General features: G+C 41.3%; 13 protein-coding genes and 1 riboswitch. Of the genes, 9 read left to right on the forward strand and 4 right to left on the reverse strand.

The features are described from left to right. The first annotated feature begins 238 nt into the window (after positions 1–238). Both ppk1 and tdh read left to right on the forward strand, forming a co-directional pair. Entirely contained in the window at positions 239–2,323 is a 2,085-nt protein-coding gene (gene ppk1, locus OQ5_RS0108120; RefSeq protein ID WP_016777011.1) for a polyphosphate kinase 1, read from the forward strand. Positions 2,324–2,756: 433 nt separating this feature from the next. Continuing rightward, positions 2,757–3,788, forward strand: coding sequence for an L-threonine 3-dehydrogenase (tdh, locus tag OQ5_RS0108125; protein ID WP_016777012.1), 1,032 nt, complete (start codon positions 2,757–2,759; stop codon positions 3,786–3,788). 18 nt (positions 3,789–3,806) lie between these two features. Here the strand turns inward: tdh and OQ5_RS0108130 are convergent, their stop codons facing one another. Beyond that, positions 3,807–4,022 carry a DUF6132 family protein gene (locus tag OQ5_RS0108130; protein ID WP_016777013.1) on the reverse strand — a complete coding sequence of 72 codons (216 nt, stop codon included), beginning with the start codon at positions 4,020–4,022 and terminating at the stop codon, positions 3,807–3,809. A 68-nt stretch (positions 4,023–4,090) separates the two neighbouring features. Here OQ5_RS0108130 and OQ5_RS0108135 point away from each other — a divergent pair, with 68 nt between their 5' ends. From OQ5_RS0108135 to OQ5_RS0108160, 7 genes are all read left to right on the forward strand, one after another. After that, positions 4,091–5,302: a hypothetical protein gene (locus tag OQ5_RS0108135; RefSeq protein ID WP_016777014.1), complete on the forward strand. Its 1,212-nt coding sequence runs from the start codon at positions 4,091–4,093 to the stop codon at positions 5,300–5,302. Positions 5,303–5,324: 22 nt separating this feature from the next. Then, a riboswitch (cobalamin riboswitch) is annotated at positions 5,325–5,651 on the forward strand. A gap of 30 nt (positions 5,652–5,681) precedes the next feature. Further along, positions 5,682–6,830: an ABC transporter substrate-binding protein gene (locus OQ5_RS0108140; protein WP_016777015.1), complete on the forward strand. Its 1,149-nt coding sequence runs from the start codon at positions 5,682–5,684 to the stop codon at positions 6,828–6,830. A 3-nt stretch (positions 6,831–6,833) separates the two neighbouring features. Next, the gene (locus tag OQ5_RS0108145) at positions 6,834–7,904 is read left to right on the forward strand and encodes an iron ABC transporter permease (protein WP_016777016.1); all 1,071 of its coding nucleotides are present in this window, start codon (positions 6,834–6,836) and stop codon (positions 7,902–7,904) included. Positions 7,905–7,935: 31 nt separating this feature from the next. Next, positions 7,936–8,985 (forward strand): ABC transporter ATP-binding protein, encoded by a 1,050-nt coding sequence (locus OQ5_RS0108150; protein WP_016777017.1) that lies wholly within the window; start codon positions 7,936–7,938, stop codon positions 8,983–8,985. 98 nt (positions 8,986–9,083) lie between these two features. After that, the gene (htpG, locus tag OQ5_RS24475) at positions 9,084–10,406 is read left to right on the forward strand and encodes a molecular chaperone HtpG (RefSeq protein ID WP_016777018.1); all 1,323 of its coding nucleotides are present in this window, start codon (positions 9,084–9,086) and stop codon (positions 10,404–10,406) included. Positions 10,407–10,431: 25 nt separating this feature from the next. Then, positions 10,432–11,139: a hypothetical protein gene (locus OQ5_RS24480; RefSeq protein WP_016777019.1), complete on the forward strand. Its 708-nt coding sequence runs from the start codon at positions 10,432–10,434 to the stop codon at positions 11,137–11,139. Between the two features lie 455 nt (positions 11,140–11,594). Then, positions 11,595–13,712, forward strand: a complete 2,118-nt coding sequence (locus OQ5_RS0108160) for a M3 family metallopeptidase (RefSeq protein WP_016777020.1) — start codon at positions 11,595–11,597, stop codon at positions 13,710–13,712. Positions 13,713–13,931: 219 nt separating this feature from the next. Here the strand turns inward: OQ5_RS0108160 and OQ5_RS0108165 are convergent, their stop codons facing one another. The 3 genes from OQ5_RS0108165 to OQ5_RS0108175 are packed head-to-tail and all read right to left on the reverse strand — an operon-like array spanning position 13,932 to position 17,402. Further along, positions 13,932–14,684 carry a tetratricopeptide repeat protein gene (locus OQ5_RS0108165; RefSeq protein ID WP_026055179.1) on the reverse strand — a complete coding sequence of 251 codons (753 nt, stop codon included), beginning with the start codon at positions 14,682–14,684 and terminating at the stop codon, positions 13,932–13,934. 10 nt (positions 14,685–14,694) lie between these two features. After that, positions 14,695–16,677, reverse strand: a complete 1,983-nt coding sequence (locus OQ5_RS0108170; RefSeq protein ID WP_255297447.1) for a BatD family protein — start codon at positions 16,675–16,677, stop codon at positions 14,695–14,697. 41 nt (positions 16,678–16,718) lie between these two features. Then, positions 16,719–17,402 (reverse strand): tetratricopeptide repeat protein, encoded by a 684-nt coding sequence (locus OQ5_RS0108175; RefSeq protein ID WP_016777023.1) that lies wholly within the window; start codon positions 17,400–17,402, stop codon positions 16,719–16,721. Between the last annotated feature and the right edge of the window lie 91 nt (positions 17,403–17,493).

Genomic DNA, 17,493 nt, shown 5'->3' on the forward strand with positions numbered 1-17,493 from the left:
TATGTCTTATTATACCAAACTCAATAATGAGATTGACAAAATGAGACGCTTAGTAGTGAACTCATGAGTCATTTTAAAAAACTATTAAGATATAAAACTCCTTTTTTCAAAAAAGGTTCAAATTGCAATAATATTAACCCAACAATAAAAAATCAGGTTCCTATTATTTTTTGGAACAAATCAACAAAATGTATATATTTTAGTTTTTCTATTGCACGACCACTTAACATCAAAGTATATGCTGTACTCAAAATATCGTTCCAAAGAATTAAGCTGGCTTTATTTTAATGCCCGAGTATTACAGGAGGCCTCACGAAAGGAAGTTCCCCTGATAGAAAGGATCAAGTTTCTGGGTATTTATTCCAATAACCTGGATGAATTTTTCAGGGTGCGGGTGGCTTTGCTGAAACGTTTGGTGCAGCTTGGTAAGGATACAGAATTCGACGGGACATCACCCCGTAAAACGCTTCGTGAAATAAACCGCCTGGTAAAAGAACAGGGGGTTGAGTTTGGACGCACATACGAGCAGATCATCCGGGAATTGGAAGCACATAACGTGTACATGCTTGATGAAAAATCACTTAATGACAAACAGGGAGAGTACGTCAGGCGTATTTTTGAGCATAAAGTTAGGCCCAAGCTTATGCCCGTCATTATCTCAAAGCGAAGAAATTTACCTGATTTGAAAGATGATGCCATTTATCTAGGTGTAATCCTCAGAAATCACGCTACCGGGAAAGCCATTTATTCATTGCTTGAACTACCGGTTGATGCGTTGGGGCGCTTTTTTATTGTTCCATCCAATGAGCGGTCAACCTGCATTTTACTTCTTGATGATGTCATTCGCTTCGAGTTGAAAGATATCTTTTATATGTTTGATTTTGATGAAATTGGTGCGTATACCTTTAAGCTCACCCGCGATGCTGAGCTTGATATAGATGATGATATATCAGAGAGTTACGTGAGTGCAATTGCTCAAAGTCTTGAAAAGAGGAAAGACGCCCCTCCTGTAAGGTTTGTTTATGACAAGGAAATGCCCGATGATTTACTGGAGATATTGTTAAAAAAGTTGCATTTCACAAAAGATGATGCCATTATCCAGGGGGGACGTTACCACAATTTTAAAGACTTTATGGACTTCCCTAAAATAGGGGGACCTGACATGTTGTATGAACCTTTACCGCCACTCCGACATGAGCATTATCCAAATGGTAAGTCCATATTTCCCGTATTGTCTCAGAGGGATATATTGCTTCATTTTCCTTATCATTCTTTTCTCCATTTTATTGATTTTCTCCGTGAGGCCAGTATCGATCCGTTGGTCAGGGAATTAAAAATAACCATATACCGCGTGGCGAAGCATTCCAACGTTATGGACGCTTTGATCAATGCTGCCCGTAATGGGAAAAAGGTTACCGCCGTTCTTGAATTACAGGCCCGTTTTGATGAGCTGCCCAATATAAAATGGGCCAATAAGCTGCAGGATGCCGGCGTTAAAGTCATTTATGGTGTAAAAGGATTGAAGGTACACTCCAAGCTTTGCCTCGTTGAAAGGAAGGAAGGCAACAGGTTGGTTCGTTATGCCTGCGTTGGAACCGGTAATTTCAATGAAGACAGTGCCAAAGTATTTAGTGATCATCTGCTGATGACAGCTCATGAGGGCATTGCCAAAGAAGTGGCTTCGGTTTTTGATTTTTTTGATCGGAATTACCGGATTTCACGATATAGCCATTTGTTGGTTTCTCCTTTTTATCTTAGGAAGAAACTAACCGAATTAATCAACAGAGAGATAAAAATAGCCAAAGAGGGAGGGGATGCCCGCCTGTGGATTAAACTGAATAACCTGGCCGATTATAAAATGATACGAAAATTGTATGCTGCCAGGCGAGCAGGTGTCGATGTGCGGCTAAACGTGCGGGGAATGTTTTCAATGCTTCCCGATTTCGATAAAAATTCAGAGCCGATTCCATGCATCGGACTTATTGATCGTCTTCTTGAGCATAGCCGGTTTTATATTATCGGTACCGGTGAAAGAGAAAAGGTTTATATTGCCTCTGCCGACCTGATGACACGCAACCTCGACAGAAGAGTGGAAGTGGCTTGCCCGGTGTATGACGAAAAACTGAAAAATCAGCTCAAAGAAATGTTTTTGCTTCAGTGGAAGGATACCAGTGCTGCGCGCATCCTTGATAACGATCTGAATAATCATCTTAAAAAGCCGGCTAAGGGCGAGTTACCTTTTCGCTCACAGATTGAATTTTATAATTATCTCGACCGCATAAATCAATCTGTTTTGGAAGAAGAAATTATGGATATCCGGTAAATTTTGACGTTATTAATGACAATAGATCGTTAGATTTGTAAGGTGATTCATCCGTATAAAATTTATTTTTTCGGTCGGATGGAACTCGCATGTTAGAACTAATACCTGTTCTTGTTGTGGTAAGCCTTGCCCTGCTCGTTTCTTACAATCTTGATATACTGTATTATAACACAATAGTCAGTTAAAAAAAGCTTAAACGCAGAGATGCAATAACGCAAAGTTTTTATTATGAGAGGTAGAGACGTCCAAATTGGGCGTCTTTAACTTACCAGACATCTGTAAAAGCTTAACGGAGTATTGAATGATTATCCGAAATAAAACAAATTGGTGGTCAAACCTGATGTTTGTTGTTTTTTTGAGAAAATCCGAATTGTAAATTTGTTATTCGGACGATACAAGTGAACAATGATTTTTACAGACAATATTTTACCTTATGGATACCATGAAAGCGCTCGTTAAGCTAAAACCCGAAAAGGGAATATGGATGAAGGAAGTACCAGTTCCCGAACCGGGGCATAATGATGTAATCATTAACGTTACCAAAAGTGCTATTTGTGGCACAGACCTTCATATTTACAAGTGGGATGAGTGGGCACAAAAAACCATCAGAACGCCTATGATTATCGGTCATGAGTATGTCGGATATGTGGCAGCGGTTGGTTCGGAAGTGACAAATGTAAAGGAGGGTGACCGCGTTACCGGAGAGGGACATATTGCTTGTGGCCATTGTCGTAATTGCAGACGTGGCCGGCAGCATATTTGTGAGAGAACGGTTGGGATTGGTGTTAATATTGACGGTGCCTTTGCCGAATACGTGAAAGTACCATCCAATAATGTAATGAAAATAAATCCGCAAATTCCTGATGAGATTGTGGCCATTATGGACCCATTGGGGAATGCCACGCATACTGCTCTTTCTTTTCCCTTGATAGGAGAGGATGTATTGGTTACAGGAGCAGGTCTGATAGGCAGTATGAGTGTAGCTGTTGCCAGATTTGCAGGGGCACGATACGTAGTTGCTACGGAAATTAATGAATACCGGGCTGAGCTGGCACGAAAAATGGGCGCTACAAAAGTTATTAATCCTTTGGAAGAAAGTTTGACCGATGTGATTAATGAATTGGGAATGATTGGGTTTGACATCGGTCTCGAATGTTCCGGTTCGGAAGCGGCATTTAATCAGATGCTTGCGCACATGTACAATTCCGGTAAAATTTCTTTACTTGGCATTCTGCCTTCATCAACTGTTGTCGATTGGAATACAATTATCTTCAAAGGACTAATTCTGAAAGGTATATATGGTCGCGAAATGTTCGAGACCTGGTACCACATGGAACAAATGCTTATGTCGGGGCTGGATATATCTCCAATGATTACGCATCGCTTCCATATCGACGATTTCCAGAAAGGATTCGATATTATGGAGGAAGGAAATTGCGGAAAAGTTATTCTGAACTGGGACTGATTTCGAAACGCGGCAGATTTATTTGATTGTCCATATCAGGCCCAGTACCATTCCCGTTATGGTGCTGTTCCATGGATTGCTGGTTATGGGACAGGTGCCGCCATTGCAACCTATAAAATAATAGTAGGCGTATCCCAGACCACCACCTATTATTATTCCCAGACCTATCCGTAACAATCGTGGCATTTTTTTTCTTTCTTTGTTTTCTCTTTGATCGTTATCGTTGTTTTGCATGCTATTTGTTAGATTGAATTGTAGATGCAAAAGTATTTAAAAATATAGATAATTAAAAGTTTTGAAGTATGTTTGGTCGTTCTGTACTGATTTTGCTTTTTTTTTATGTGAGCGGGTTTTCCGCATTCGGACAAAATTATCAAAAGCTCTTAACAGAATGGCAGAAATATCGGAATGCCGATGATAATGAAAAAGATTACACGGAAATATCTCTTCGTCGTTCTATAGAAGGGTTCATCGAGAGTGATGGCGTTTACCCCGATTCAGTGTCCCTTTTGCCCGGCTGGAAGGGCGAAACCAGTCTCAACGGGCAATTTTCGGTTTTTGCTGCAATTGTTCCGTTTGAGACCCAACCTTACAGATTGCTTTATTGTCTTCAGGATCATAACGCAGACAGGGCATTTGCATTCTCCAGAGAAATTTCTTTGCAGTTCGAAGACGAATGGTCACTTTCCGTGCAGGAAAAGCAGTTTGATAAAGATACCATCGTGTATCTCGATATATATTCCGGTAAAGAGAAGCTATTGAATATTCCTGACCTTGAAACAGAGGTTAACTTAGCTATTCTTTCAAGGACAAGAGGGGAGGAAGCAATATTTACCATTTCTGCAGAAATACAACAGCGGATTGCTTTTTTAATGGAGAATGCGGAGTTGTTCCTGAATAACTTTTCAGGATTTTCAGGACTTTCAACGTTGCTCTTGCCTGGTGAGGGGTTGAAGATTGTTACATGGAATGTTGAGGAAAGGATGGGAGACCATCATTTTTATGGTGTTATTGCTACTTATCAGGAAGATGAAGATGTTAAAGTTTTTCAGCTTAATGACAAATTCAGAGAAACCGGTCAACCGGAGTTTTCTGACCTATCTTACCCCGATTGGTATGGAGCTGTTTATTATGATGTTATCCCGGTCATTCATAACAAGAAAACATATTATACTCTTTTGGGATATAACGGAAACGATGCATTTTCAAAAATGCGAATTGTGGATGCGTTGTATTTTTCCGAAGAAGGTACTCCGTGTTTCGGGGCCCCGCTCTTTAATATTAATGGTCGCCTGAAGAAGAGACTTGTTTTTGAGTACAGCAACCGGGCCGAAATGATGTTGAGGTACGACAAAAAGGAAAAAATGATTACAATGGACCATTTGGCCCCGATGGAACCGGTATTTGAAGGAGACAGGAGTTATTACGGCCCCGATTTTTCTTACGATGCTCTCGATTATCAGGAAGGCAAATGGATGTTGATAGAGGATGTGGAGCTTCGAAACAGGGAATAAGTGTTGTTGTTATTGTTGCGAATTATTGTAATTTTGCACAAGTGTAACAGGTGCTATATGCCTAACAGGGAATCCGGTGATCCGCATTTTGTGCCGAGAGTCCGGAGCTGTACCCGCAGCTGTAATCCCGTTTTATGGTTGTAACATTAATTGCCACTGGAAACAAGGTTCAATGATCAGTTACCAATGATCAATGATCAGTTACCAAATTATTGATGGAAAAGTTACTACGTCATTAATAACTAATCATTGAGAACTCTGATCATTGATCATTGATCATTGAATTCTGTCTCCGGGAAGGCGTTACAACAGGGAAAGCCAGAAGACCTGCCTGTACACGGTTTCTTTAACCAACATAAAGCTTTCGGGAGATAAAGTGATGGTATTAAAACATTGTCTTAGCAGCCTTGTACTCATTGTTTTGCTTTCTTCATGCTATTCCGGCACCAAACAAAACACAGTTTCCGGCCTTTTTGAAGAACAGGAGCCCGATTCCTTGTATGTGCCTGCCTATGCAAAGGGTTTTTCTATTGCGTATTATGGTGACTTAAAACTGATTCATGTAGAAGATCCATGGAATTCAGATGCGGTAGGCAAGTATGTTTTGGTTGGGCCAGGAGAGTGCCCCGTGAAATATAAACCGGCCGAAATAGATTATGTCCGGTATCCGGTCAGGAATTGGTCGGCCTTTTCATCAACACAGATTGAGTTTGCGGAAAAAATTGGGGTGCTGGAAACCCTTGGGAGTGTAGCTGAACCCATGTATATTTCCAATTCGTTCGTTCAGAAAGGGGTTCGCGAGGGGAATATCAGGAATGTAGGAATGGCTGCTTCTGCAGATGTTGAAGTGTTGCTGGATTCTGCTCCTCAATTTGTTTTTGTCTCACCTTTTAAAGACAATCGGTATGGCCCGCTTATCGATGCCGGATTGCTGGTGATTAATGATGCCAGTTATCTGGAGGTTACTCCTCTTGGAAGGGCAGAATGGTTGATTTTCTTTAGTGCATTTTTTGACAGGGAGAATGAAGCGCTTGGCACTTTTAATAAAATAGAGAAGCGTTACCAGACCGTTAAAGAAGAAGTGAAAGGAACCATTGACAGATCTTCTGTGATGACCGGCTACCTTTTTAACGATGTTTGGTACATGCCTGCCGGCGACAGCTTTATGGCGACGCTTTTTGAAGATGCGGGAGCAGATTATTTATATAGTGAACGCCCGGGAACAGGTTCTTTGGCATTGGATTTTGAAACTGTGTTCAACGACTTTTATTCAAGTGACTTCTGGGTACTGACAGTCAATCATTCCGGCCGGTTTACTATGTCTGACCTTGCCCGGATGGACGAACGTTACACCGGCTTTGAAGCTTTTAAGAAGGAAAATGTCCTGGTCACCAACACAAACTATTCCGGTTTTTTTGAAAAAGGAATCATTGAGCCTGATCTTGTCCTGAAAGATTTGGCATTCTATTTTCATCCGGACCATTTTCCCGGCTACGAACCTGCTTATTTTCACCTACTGAAGGAATGATTCATGCAGAAAATTTTATCAACATATTTGTCGGGGCGTCAGATCACTTTTTTTTGGTTGGCCATCTTGTTTTTATTATCATTTTCATTGTTCTTGCTCAACCTTGTTTTTGGTTCTGTTGGCATTCCCGTTGAAGAAATATTGGAGATATTGGTCGGGAAAGGCTCTGATAATGAGAGTTGGCGACTGATTGTTCTGAAAAGTCGTCTGCCGCAGACAACAACGGCAATATTGGCTGGAGCGGGACTGGCCGTTGGAGGACTTCAAATGCAGACTCTGTTTCGAAATCCATTGGCCGGGCCATCCATTTTGGGCATTAGTTCGGGAGCCGGTCTTGGTGTTGCCATTGTACTTTTGTTTGCCGGAAAGATTGGGGGAATAGCTCTGAGTCATTTAGGTTGGGCAGGTCATCTTTCTGTAGCGATGGCTGCTTTTGCCGGTGCGTCACTCGTTTTGGCTCTGGTGCTCGTTTTGTCACGACATTTGAGAGATAATGCCATGTTGCTTATATTGGGAATCATGGTGGGCTATGCCGCATCTGCCTTAATTGGGATTCTGAAGTTTTATAGTATGAAGGAAGATGTGCATGCTTATGTAATTTGGGGTTTGGGTAGTTTTTCAACTGTCAGCTGGTCTCAGATGTGGGTGTTATTTCCTGTTGTCTTGTTGGGGTTATTGGGGGCTTTTTTTCTTGTTAAACCGTTGAATGTTATGTTATTGGGCGAACAATATGCCGGCAATCTGGGAGTCAATATCCGGCTTTCGAGGCTGTTGATTATTTTATGCACGGGGTTGCTTACGGCTTCTATTACAGCTTTTTGTGGACCTATTGCTTTTCTGGGGCTGGCAGTTCCGCATCTGACAAAAGGGCTTTTCCGGACATCCGATCATAAGGTGTTACTCCCTGCAGTTATTTTATCGGGAATGGCGGTTGCTCTGTTTTCTAATTTAATAGCACGCCTGCCTGGCTTCGACGGAGCTTTGCCCATTAACGCGGTCACAAGTATTATTGGTGCTCCGGTGGTTATCTCAGTAATACTGCGACGTAGAAATTTGAGAATTCCCGGGATTTAACAGTATTGAAGGACAACTAAAGAATTGTGCAATGCAATTAAATGTATCAGGTAATCAACCATTAATATCTACCAATAACCTTTCCATCGGGTATAATCATCCGAGGCAGGGAAAACATATTCTTCATTCGGGGATTAATGTAAAACTTGAAGCTGGTGAATTTGTTTGCCTTTTAGGTCCCAATGGTTCCGGAAAATCTACTTTACTCCAGACTTTGTGTGGGTTTATTCCAATGCTTGGCGGAGAGGTTTTTTTGGGAGATCGTACAATTTCTTCAATATCGAACCGGCAAATGTCTTTGCTTGTCAGCGTGGTTTTGACCGAACGCATTGTTGTTTCAAATATGACGGTTTTTGACCTGGTTTCGCTGGGGCGTACGCCTTATACAGGATTCTTCGGACGAATGAAACATTCGGATGCCCGGAAAGTACAGGATGCCTTAACTGCTGTTGGCCTCGAAGGGTTCGAAGAACGGATGATTACCAACATAAGTGACGGAGAGCGTCAAAAAGTAATGATTGCAAAGGCACTCGTGCAGGAAACACCGCTTATTGTACTTGATGAACCTACGGCCTTTTTGGATTTGCCCAGTCGTATTGAAATAATGCATCTTTTACGAAAACTGGCTCATGAACGAAAAAAGGGCATCCTTTTGTCAACACACGATCTCGACCTGGCTCTTCAAATGGCTGATAAAATCTGGCTTCTGGCAGAAGGGAAAGACATGGAGACCGGTACCCCCGAAGACCTTGTTCTCTCAAATGAATTCAGGCGTTTCTTTGAGAGAGAGGGGATATTGTTCGATAACAATACAGGTCAGTTTACCGTTGGCAAACAGCAAGTTAAGACCATTCGTCTTATCGGAAAGGGCATTGAATACAAATGGGTGAGTCGTGCCCTGGCCAGACGAGGTTTTGCTGCTTCGGATGAGCCGTTTTCAGGATTTAAGGTGGAAATTAAATCCGACGGGCATCGTGAATATCTGCTAACAGGACCTTCGGGGAAAACCCATAAATTAAGGAGCATTGAAGACCTCCTTGCCCGGATCGACCATGAAGAAGCTTCCTTTCTGACAGATTAATCTGTAACGACTGTCTATCTGTCAGTATCTGACCTTTGGCATAGCCTTTGTTTTTTCTGACGCAAAATTCTGTATAATCCATTTAAACAATTACAGCTATGCAAAAAGGGAAAATTGGTGTAAGTACTGAGAACATCTTTCCAATTATCAAGAAATATCTTTATTCCGATCATGAAATTTTCCTGCGTGAGTTGGTCTCAAATGCGGTTGATGCCACGCAAAAACTGAACACGTTTGCACGCCTTGGCGATTACAAAGGCGAGGTGGGAGATACTACCATTCGTATTTCATTTGACGAGAAGAAAAAAACCATAACCATTTCCGACAGGGGTATTGGCATGACAGCCGAAGAGATTGATAAATATATCAACCAGGTAGCCTTCTCAAGTGCCAATGATTTCCTTGAAAAGTATAAAAAAGATGCCAATGCCATTATCGGACATTTTGGTATGGGCTTTTATTCATCTTTCATGGTTTCGAAAAAAGTTGAAATTCATACACTCTCATATCAGGAAGGCGCACAGGCAGTGAAATGGGAATGTGACGGAAGTCCGGAATATACCATCGAAGAAATCGACAAAAAGGAGAGGGGTACCGACATAATTCTGCATATTGATGATGAAAACAAGCATTTTGTCAATAAAGACGAGATTAATCGTCTTTTGAAAAAGTATTGTCGCTTCCTTCCGGTTCCTGTTGCTTTTGGCAAAAAAACCGAATGGAAAGACGGCAAGGAGGTCGAAACAGAGGAGGACAATATTATTAATGATACAAATCCCCTGTGGACACAGCCACCGGCCAATCTGAAGGATGAAGATTACAAGAAGTTTTACCGCGATCTTTATCCCATGGCCGAAGACCCGCTGTTTAATATTCACCTGAATGTAGATTATCCGTTTAACCTTACCGGTATTCTGTATTTTCCAAAGATCAGGAACAATATCGAAATACAGAGGAATAAGATACAGTTATACTGTAATCAGGTATATGTTACCGATTCGGTGGAAGGAATCGTTCCTGAATTTCTTACGCTTCTACACGGGGTGATCGATTCGCCGGATATTCCGCTTAATGTTTCCAGATCGTATCTTCAAAGTGATTCTAATGTAAAAAAGATATCCAGCCACATTACAAAAAAAGTAGCCGACCGCCTGGATGAAATTTTCCGCAACGAACGGAACTCATTTGAAGAAAAGTGGGACGATCTGAAAATTTTCATAGAGTATGGAATGCTCACCGATGAAAAATTTTATGATCGGGCCCAAAAATTTGCTCTGCTGAAAAATACCGACGGTAAGTATTTTACTTTTGAAGAATATAAGAACATCATAAAAGATAATCAGACCGATAAAGACAAACAACTTGTATATTTATATGCAACTGATAAGGAAGATCAGTTCTCCTTCATAGAAGCTGACTAAAAACAAAGGTTATGATGTGCTGCTGATGGACGGGCAACTGGATACCCATTTTATCAACCATCTGGAACAGAAGTTTGAAAAAGCACGCTTTGTAAGAGTGGACAGTGATGTTCCAGAAAAGCTTATTCCCAAAGAAGAGCAGAATGAGTTGAATCTCTCAGATGAAGAGAAAGATAACCTTACCACCATTTTCAAGTCTCAGGTTCCGAACATTGAAAAGGCCAATTTTGTGGTATCTTTTGAAGCATTATCAGACCAGGATAAGCCTGTTATGATAACTCAGCAGGAATTTATGAGGAGAATGAAGGAGATGAGCCAGACCGGCGGTGGCCCGATGATGTTCTATGGCGATATGCCGGATAGTTACAATCTTGTTGTCAACGGAAATCATAAACTTATCCGTCGCATTGTAGACGATTGTGAAAAAGAAGCAGGCGAAACCGTTAACAGCTTAAGAAGCAAAATGCAAAGTCTGGAGGCAAGAAAATCCGAGCTGGAAAAAGCAAAAGAAGGCAAGAAAGATGAAGAAGTTCCCCAGGCTGAAAAAGAAGAACTGGAAGATGTTGAAAAGAAAATTAGCGAGCTGAAAAATAAGAAAGAAGAAGCTCTGAAAGATTTTGCTTCCAAAAATAAACTGGTTTCGCAATTAATTGACCTGGCTCTTCTTTCCAATAATATGCTGAAAGGTGAGGCTCTGAACCGCTTTGTGAAACGAAGCATTGATTTGATATAAGCAGATTAGTGTCTGTCTACAAAAGTACTTCCATTTGTTTGGGGACTTGCCCGGGAATTACTAATCTACGATAAAGAAACTGCGGCCCCTCGATTCCGATCGAGGGGCTTTCATTTCGTCGTTCATGAGGACAAAGCAACATTGAACAGATTTACAAGTATCTAAACCGTGGGAGGCGAGAGTTAAAGAATTCGCCAGACCTGAGTTGGCTCCGCTCTCGGAACATACGGCTGATCTACACTTATATCCACCATTTTCACTCTCTAACCATTGCATCATAATATCATTCTCCCGTTCTCCCATTCTCTCATTCTCTCATTCTAATATAAGTCATTGTCCGTTTTAATCATTTTGTGTATTTTTGATAGTCATGTAACTAAAAACTGTAAAATTCAACCTGAGCCTGTGATTCAGTAAGATATCTATCGGTTTCCGGGCTACTAAAAATTTTAATTATGAGGAAATTTTTTCTTTTACCTATGGCTCTTTTATTTATGACAGCCTGTCAATCGGAGACGGAGGACAAAACCAATCCCTTCTTTACCGTGTATGATACTCCTTTTGAAACGCCTCCCTTTAATGAAATTGATGAATCGCATTATATGCCTGCTTTTAAAGAAGGGATAAAACACCACGAAGCTGAAATTGATGCGATTGTTAATAGTAGTGAGGCACCGACTTTTGAAAATACCATTCTTCCTTTCGACCAGTCGGGAAAGCTTTTATACAAAGTCAGCCGTGTTTTCTTTAACTTGAGGTCGGCGGATACCAATGACAGTATCCAGGCTATTGCCCGCGAAGTTTCTCCCATGTTGTCGGAGCATAACGATAACATAATGATGAACATGAAACTTTTCGAGCGGGTAAAGTCGGTTTATGAAAATCTGGAGTCTTCTGAGTTGGATGACTCTCAGAAAAGGGTGGTTACCAAATATTATGAAGATTTTGTACGTAATGGAGCCTTGCTTGAAGGGGAAGATCAGGAGAGACTAAAGGAGATAAACACGCGTTTGTCTACTCTTACGCTTGAATTTGGCGAGAATTTGCTGGCCGAAACCAACGAAAATTTTGAGTTGATTATTGAAGATGAAACTGATCTTGCCGGTTTGCCTGAAGGAGTGAAAGAAGCTGCCGCCGAAGCTGCCACTGAGGCCGGGCATGAAGGAAAATGGCTGTTTACCGTTCAAAAACCAAGTATGTTACCATTCCTGACCTATGCCGAAAACCGCGATCTTCGTGAAAAGTTGTACCGGGGTTATTTCATGCGTTGTGACAGAGGAAACGAATATGATAATAAGGATATTATTAAGGAAATGGTAGCGCTTCGTGCAGAACGTGCTCAATTGTTAGGTTTTGAAAATCATGCCGATTATGTGATTGACGTTAATATGGCCAAAGAACCACAAAAGGTATATGATTTTCTGCTTAAATTATGGGAGCCGGCATTGAAGAAGTCAAAGGAAGAAAGGGAGCAGATGCAAGCCATTATAGATAGCGAAGGTGGAGATTTTGACCTGGCGCCATGGGACTGGTGGTACTATGCCGAGAAGTTGCGGAAACAAAAGTATGACCTGGATGAATCACAACTGAAACCCTATTTTCAGCTTGAGAATGTGCGCGACGGAATGTTCTGGGTAGCCAATCAACTATATGGAATTACTTTTGAAAAGCTTGACAACGTCCCTGTTTATCATGAGGATGTCGAGGTTTTTGAGGTAAAGGAAAATGACGGTTCACATATTGGATTGTTATACCTTGATTATTTTCCGCGTGAAAGCAAGCGTGTGGGGGCATGGTGTACTTCTTTCAGAGGAGCTGGCTGGGATCATGAAAAGGATGAACGCATTGCTCCACTGTCATCCATTGTTTGTAATTTCACCAAACCTACCGGAACCACTCCTTCTTTATTGAGCTGGGACGAGGTGAATACCCTTTTCCACGAATTTGGACATGCTCTGCACGGACTCTTTACTAAAGGGAAATATGACCGCACTGCCGGTGAAGTACCTCGCGATTATGTAGAACTTCCCTCTCAGATTATGGAGAATTGGGCTGCAGAACCGGAGGTAATTCGTCATTATGCAAAGCATTACCAAACAGGTGAAACCATTCCTGACGAGCTGGTTGAAAAGCTTGAGAACAGTAGCTTGTTCAACCAGGGATTTGCCAACGTGGAATATCTGGCAGCGTCGTTGCTTGATATGGACTGGCATACACTTCAGCATCCGGTTAATGTGGAGGATGTTAATGCTTTTGAGGATGAATCAATGAATGAGATCGGTCTGATTCCGGAAATTCTTCCCCGTTACCGTTCTACCTATTTTGCGCATATCTTCAGTGGCGGATATTCGGCCGGCTATTATGTATACAAATGGGCCGAAGTTCTTGATGCAGATGCTTTTTATGCTTTTAAGCAAACTGGGGACATATTTAATAAAGAACTGGCAGCCAAATTCCGGAAGCACTGTCTTGCAGAAGTTGGTGAGGGTGAAGGAATGGAGCAATATAAGAAATTCCGGGGTCAGGAGCCTTCTATAGAACCACTTTTGGAGAAGCTTGGGTTTGAAGAGTAATCGTTTTGAATTGTATAAGAAAACGAGGAGGGAGAGTAGTTTTCTTTATAATTGTATCTTTAAAAATGGTAAATGCCATTTTGTTTGCCTGAACCACGAAATTGCAAAAAATAATTGTAAAATAAATTTATCGACAGAAAAAAGCCCGGGAAAACCGGGCTTTTTTCCTGTCTCAACACAACCTCAGCCTCAACCTCAACCTCAACCTCAACCTTACCCTCAAATCACCTCCACATCCGATTCATGTATCCAACCTTCGCTTCCATCCTGGAGGCGAACATTCCACCATTCTCCGAGTTTTGAGATAAGCTCCACCCTGGTACCTTCGTGCAATACAAACAAGTTGGTTCCGCTTGTGTCGGGTGAACTTTTTATATTGACCGTAGGGGTGAAGATGATAGCATGCCTCCGGTCAACCAGTTTTTCTTTTTGGTGCGACGAGAAGCCAAAGCTTGTTCCGGAGATAATCAGGAATATAACAGCCAGCGAAAAGCCGGCTTTTTTTGTTGCCGAACTCCTTCCAAACAGATAAAAACCTGCACCAATCAGGAAAAGAACAAATGCAATTATCGAGTAAACAGCCCATCCGTCCGAATCGTTCAGATTTCGAATACTGCGGAACCACTTGGTCAGGAAGAAAACTTCCACTTTATCAATTTTGTCTGCTGTTTGTTCATAGGCCAATTCGAGGTTGTATCTGATATCTGCATCCTGCGGTGCCAGCAATAAAGCTCGTTCGTAGTTGAGAATGGCTTCGGGCAGTTCTCCCGTCTTGTAATAGGCATTTCCGAGATTGTAATAGAGAGCCGGACTCTCGAGTCCCGACTGAAGAATACTTTCATACACCTCAATGGCTTTTTCAAAATTACCATTGGCATATAGCTCATTTCCCTGCTTAAAGCGGTCATCCTGGGAGAAAGTATTTATTCCGAAAATAAATGATAATGTGAGTGTTAATATAATGGCTTTCATGATTTTTAATTTAAACAACTTTCTTTTTAATACTTCTTTCCAGACGGCTGATAACATTGATCGCTTCTTTGTAAAGATTTTCGCGTTGACTGTCGGCGCCTGCAGGCGAATAGCGTGCATATTCGCATGCGTCGAGTATATCGAGGAGTTTGTCAATGTTATCCTGATTTGCTCCATGCTTATCAAGTTCAAGTCGTATATTGTCTCGTGAAAGGTCGGCAATGGGTATAACCAGTTTGTCGCTGAGGTAGCCCCATAACCCTTTGGATAATTCTTCATAGAAGGCTTCATTATAACCGGATTTCAGATTACGGGCAGCTTTTTTCAGTCTTTTGCGTGCCATTTTATTGGCTCTTTTGGTCTTTTTGAGCTGTAAATTGGCATTTTCTTTAATCTTTTGCCGGTAGAGAATGGAGATGACCACGAACAAAGCAAACGGTATAATGTATCCGAGATAGAATTTCCATGATCCAAAAAAGAATGTATTGGCCGGTTTAAGCTTTTCCGTTTTTGTTTTAATGTAGCGGATGTCCTGTCCCAAAAATTGAACGCTTTCACGGTTGCTCGCACCCGGTCTTGATACACTTGTTGTACTTTCTGTTTGTTCCTGACCTTCTCCTTCCACCTGAATAACAATAGGTCTGCTTCGAAGAGTTCTGTATTGACCAATAGCTGGATCGAAATAGACATACTCGACTGGTGGTATTTCAAATGTTCCCGAATGTCTTGGAATAATCAGTTGCTCATAGGTTTTTGTTCCCTTGTGTCCCGATGATGTTGCCGAATAATTGGATGTTATTTCCGGATCAAAAACGTCAAAATCCGGGGGGAGGCTTATTTCGGGATCGCCTGCTGTTTTCAGGTTTCCGGTTCCGCTCAACACAGTCTTAATGGTAACCCCGTCATTAACGTTAACGGTCTTTTCCGATGCGGAAACCGACATATCCAGGTTGCCGACAAAGCCTGAAAAATTATCTGGTTCAGGGGTAGGCAAGGGTTTTACATTAATTGTTAATCCATCTGAGGTGACTGTTTTTTTGATGGTGCGATGTGTGTCGAAAAAGTTGTCAAAAATGTTTGTAGACTGCCTGGATTGTCTGATTCTCACCAGAAATTCTATAGAAATAGGCTCTATTTTCAGTGAGCCGCTTCGTTGAGGGTAAACAATTTTACGATTGTAAGTACCCACACGGTAAGTTCTTCCATTAATGTTTTCCAGTGTCCATTCAATTCTTTCGTCTTGAGAGAGGTCTTCTGCAATGAAACTTCTGAACGAAGGATGTTGAATATCGGAGATTCCTTCCAGATTGACCCGGGTATATATTTTGGTTGTTATCAGAACAGGCTGACTTTGATAAACATTAGTCCTGTTGGCCTGCATTGTAATGTAAAGATCGCTGTCACTGATTGCCCCCGATGTGGCATCATTGGTTGTTTCCTGTTGAGAACGGGTGGTTTCATCTTCAGCTTCAACAACTTTAATAGTAACGCTGTTTGATTTATATTGTTTTCCTTCAATTTCAATTGTGGCTGAGGGAATTGTAAAAGTCCCTGTTTGTTCCGATTTAAGGATATAAGTGTAGGAGTATTCCTGTTCTCGGCTTACTTTTCCATTTATGATTTGGACAGAAGAACGTTGCGACATTGTTGGGCCCATCAGTATGTTAAAAGGTGACATATCCGGAACCCTCAGATCCTGGCCTTCTTTGTTGACAGAGTATACCAGTTGAAATTTTTGTCCCTGAACAACCGCGTTAGGAGCGGAGGCCTTGAACTCCGCATCCTGTGCTGTACTTTTCAGAGAAATACTCATAAATGCCAGAAACAATAATAAAAAGCGTTCCATTTTTATCGTAGAACCAGGAATGGAACCTTTTAAATTGAGTCCTGATCTTATGGGAAGCTTTGAATGGTCAAAGCCGCTGACTTGTTTCTTCGAATATGAGTTCATAGCTGTTTGTGCAATCAATAATTTCTCAGAAGCCTGTTTCAATAAAGGTGATTTTTTTATCCAAAGATATAACACTTCTGCCGTTACCAATTTTTTTCAGTTTTCTTTTGTTGTTGCTGTTTTGCTTTTCGCAGGCGCTCCTGAAGTTCTTTTTCATTTTCATCCAGCGATTTGAGAATTCGTTCAGCATTTTCTTTGGAAATCTGTTGCTGTTGTTGCTGTTGCTGCTGTTCTTGCTGCTGCTGTTCTTGTTCTTGTTCTTGTTCTTGCTCTTGTTTCTCTTGTTCCTGTTCCTCTTGTTCCTGATCCTGTTTATTTTGCTGTTGTTCTTTCAACATTTTTTGAGCGACAATCAGATTATACCTGGTTTCATTATCATCAGGGTCGTTACGTAACGCTTCTTTGTATGCTTCTATACTTTTTTCATATTCCTGTCTTGCAAAGAAGGCATTTCCAATATTGTGATAAACATTGGATATTTTCTGCCTGTCATCTGTGTTGTTTCTAATAGCCTGAAACTGTTCAAGCGCTTCATCAATTTTTTCCTGCTTAAACAAAGCATCTCCAAGATTAAAACGGGCCTCGAAACTTTCCGGGTCTTTTTCCAGGGCTTTTCTAAACTCCACTTCTGATTCTACATATTCTTCATTTTCATAGTATTCGTGCCCTTTACGGATAAAACGACGTTCGTTTTGGGCTGAAATGGAGGATAAGCTGCCCAATACTGTCAAAACCAACAAAGCAATTATATGGAATCTTATTTTCATGGCACTATGCTTTATTTTAAATTACCCTTGTCGGGCTTTTATTTTTGTTTTTGCTTTGGAGGCGGATTGGCGTTAAGCTGCTCTGCTTTAC

The sequence above is a fragment of the Anaerophaga thermohalophila str. Valhall genome (assembly GCF_000250735.1).
GTDB lineage: Bacteria > Bacteroidota > Bacteroidia > Bacteroidales > Marinilabiliaceae > Anaerophaga > Anaerophaga thermohalophila_A.

Excerpts from the sequence above, each read along its gene's own strand:
- OQ5_RS0108165 (WP_026055179.1), bottom strand. The coding sequence starts at position 14,684 with ATGAAAGCCATTATATTAACACTCACATTATCATTTATTTTCGGAATA.
- OQ5_RS0108150 (WP_016777017.1), top strand. The coding sequence starts at position 7,936 with ATGCAATTAAATGTATCAGGTAATCAACCATTAATATCTACCAATAAC.
- OQ5_RS0108160 (WP_016777020.1), top strand. The coding sequence starts at position 11,595 with ATGAGGAAATTTTTTCTTTTACCTATGGCTCTTTTATTTATGACAGCC.
- htpG (WP_016777018.1), top strand. The coding sequence starts at position 9,084 with ATGCAAAAAGGGAAAATTGGTGTAAGTACTGAGAACATCTTTCCAATT.
- tdh (WP_016777012.1), top strand. The coding sequence starts at position 2,757 with ATGGATACCATGAAAGCGCTCGTTAAGCTAAAACCCGAAAAGGGAATA.
- ppk1 (WP_016777011.1), top strand. The coding sequence starts at position 239 with ATGCTGTACTCAAAATATCGTTCCAAAGAATTAAGCTGGCTTTATTTT.
- OQ5_RS0108130 (WP_016777013.1), bottom strand. The coding sequence starts at position 4,022 with ATGCAAAACAACGATAACGATCAAAGAGAAAACAAAGAAAGAAAAAAA.
- OQ5_RS0108175 (WP_016777023.1), bottom strand. The coding sequence starts at position 17,402 with ATGAAAATAAGATTCCATATAATTGCTTTGTTGGTTTTGACAGTATTG.
- OQ5_RS0108140 (WP_016777015.1), top strand. The coding sequence starts at position 5,682 with ATGGTATTAAAACATTGTCTTAGCAGCCTTGTACTCATTGTTTTGCTT.
- OQ5_RS24480 (WP_016777019.1), top strand. The coding sequence starts at position 10,432 with ATGGACGGGCAACTGGATACCCATTTTATCAACCATCTGGAACAGAAG.
- OQ5_RS0108145 (WP_016777016.1), top strand. The coding sequence starts at position 6,834 with ATGCAGAAAATTTTATCAACATATTTGTCGGGGCGTCAGATCACTTTT.
- OQ5_RS0108135 (WP_016777014.1), top strand. The coding sequence starts at position 4,091 with ATGTTTGGTCGTTCTGTACTGATTTTGCTTTTTTTTTATGTGAGCGGG.